Raw genomic sequence first — 2025 nt, 5'->3', positions numbered from 1 at the left:
GTACAAATCCATTTGGAGAATCATATCCCTTGCGAATACATTCTTTTGCAGAGCGAAGGACATCATATGGTGTTCCAAATCTTAAAACTTCAACTGGCGGAACATTTCCTTGGATTTCCATATGAGGTCCAAGTATTTTTTTTGCTTCTTCAATGTCTTCTACATTATCAAGACTAAATGCACCAATTCCTGTTTCAATTAATGAATCCCATAGCTTATGACTTGTACCGCAGATATGTAATCCACATCCACCGCCACTTTTCTTAATATAATCGACATTCTTTTGGAAATATGGAAGTGAAAATTGTTTGTATTGTTTTACACTTATTATTGATGTAGAACTAACAGGATCTGCAAATCCAATCCCAACTTCTAAATCTAAAAGTCTATCAATATATCGGTTGTTATTTTCTACAATCACATCTAATAATTGTCTAATTTTTTCTGGATACTTGACAGTTCCAATAAGAAGCTGTTCTGTACCAAGAACCATCGCTGCAATAGTAAATGGTCCTGTAACAGTTGCACTAACTGGTACTTTATCACCAAGTTTTTTCTTAACAAGCTCAACACCCTTTAATATAATAGGAAGTCTTCCATCTTTGTCTACATCTACTAATTTCGCATTATCAATCTCATCAATTGTAAGTGCTGGCTTTTCAAGCATCGCAATATTGTAATCAGAATACTTAATCTTAGATCCCATAGCTTCTGCCATACCACGAAGAGTACAAGATACACCTGCCCCATCAGAATGGAAGTTTTCATAAATATACTCTTCTAATTGCAACATTTTTTCTGAAGAATGATAGTATTCTTTTAATGTTGTATTAATCATAGGTGCTAATGTCTCACCTGTATCTAAACAACACATAATTCTATCTACTTCTTTTCCTTCACTAATAAGCTTACTACGCTCTATTGGAGTTAGCTCATCTTTTTTAACTTCTAGACCATTAAGATATTTTTCTATCATAAAATCACCTTTCTTTGATATTTATAATTTTACAAATTTATTTTACTACAAATTTAGTATAAAAATAAAGTGCTGAAACATCATACTTCAGCACTTTTATATAGCTATCTATTCAACAACTCTAGCACCTGCAAATTCAACAGCCGAACGTGCTAATACAAGAGTTGGATCTATACAATTTTTATTAATTCCCAAATCATTAAAAGCTATTGGTAATTCCGTACACGCCAAAATAATTTTTTCTGCCCCCTTATTTACTAGTTCGTCTATTATATTTCCTATTGGAATCTCACTGTAATCCTTATGGTGCGATTTCACGCAATCGTATATAAGCGACATGACTGATTTTTGATTTTCACTCGATGGATACACTATTTCTATCCCTTGATTTATCAAAGGTTTGTCGTAAATTTTACTTTGAACTGTTCCATCTGTTGCTAGGATTCCTACTTTTTTAATGCCTTGTTTTTTTAAATATTTTCCTGTTTCGAAAGGCATGTTTAAAAAAGGTATGTCTAGGTACTTTATCAACTCATCGTAGAAATAATGAGCTGTATTACACGGCATTATAAGTAAATCTGCTCCCATAGATTCTAGACGTATGCCACTTTTTAACATCTCTGGCACTGGATTTTTTCCGTTCTCTACTATGGCTTTTGTTCTATCCGGTATATTTGTATTACAGTCAACGCATATATGAATATGCTCTTGGTCATTTTCTGCATATGTTGATGCTATGATTTTTTCCATTAAATCGCAAGTAGCTTTTGGCCCCATTCCTCCTATAATACCAATTGTTTTGTACATTTTATCACTTCCTTTTATCTATTGATTTAAGTATAGGGTCATACTATAATAAAATCAAATATTTATATATTTATAAATATTATAAATATTTATTTATATTATTGTAGGTGATGATAAAATGTTTCAAAATATGGAATACGTATATGAAGTATACAAGGAAAAGAGCTTTTCAAAGGCCGCCAAGAATCTATATGTGACACAGCCCTGTCTAAGCGCTATGGTAAAAAAGGTTGAAAAGAAGC

General features: G+C 32.2%; 3 protein-coding genes. 1 reads left to right on the top strand and 2 read right to left on the bottom strand.

Annotated features, from left to right (window positions below):
* Together SPD90_RS10370 and SPD90_RS10365 are read right to left on the bottom strand one after the other, a co-directional pair.
* A partial coding sequence (locus SPD90_RS10370; RefSeq protein ID WP_320925173.1) for a uroporphyrinogen decarboxylase family protein occupies positions 1-976 on the bottom strand: 976 nt, incomplete at its 3' end.
* 108 nt (positions 977-1084) lie between these two features.
* The gene (locus SPD90_RS10365) at positions 1085-1783 is read right to left on the bottom strand and encodes an aspartate/glutamate racemase family protein (protein ID WP_320925172.1); all 699 of its coding nucleotides are present in this window, start codon (positions 1781-1783) and stop codon (positions 1085-1087) included.
* Positions 1784-1901: 118 nt separating this feature from the next.
* On the opposite strand from SPD90_RS10365, the gene SPD90_RS15340 reads away from it, so the two are divergent.
* Positions 1902-2025 (top strand): LysR family transcriptional regulator (locus SPD90_RS15340; protein ID WP_320925174.1); only part of this gene is annotated, 124 nt, incomplete at its 3' end.

Origin of the sequence: Intestinibacter sp. (assembly GCF_034113885.1) — a bacterium.
GTDB lineage: Bacteria > Bacillota > Clostridia > Peptostreptococcales > Peptostreptococcaceae > Intestinibacter.
Note: the sequence above shows the minus strand (reverse complement) of the source record. Positions and strands in the feature narration are given on the sequence as shown.

Coding starts and splice junctions, on each gene's coding strand:
- SPD90_RS10365 (WP_320925172.1), bottom strand. CDS start 1,783: ATGTACAAAACAATTGGTATTATAGGAGGAATGGGGCCAAAAGCTACT.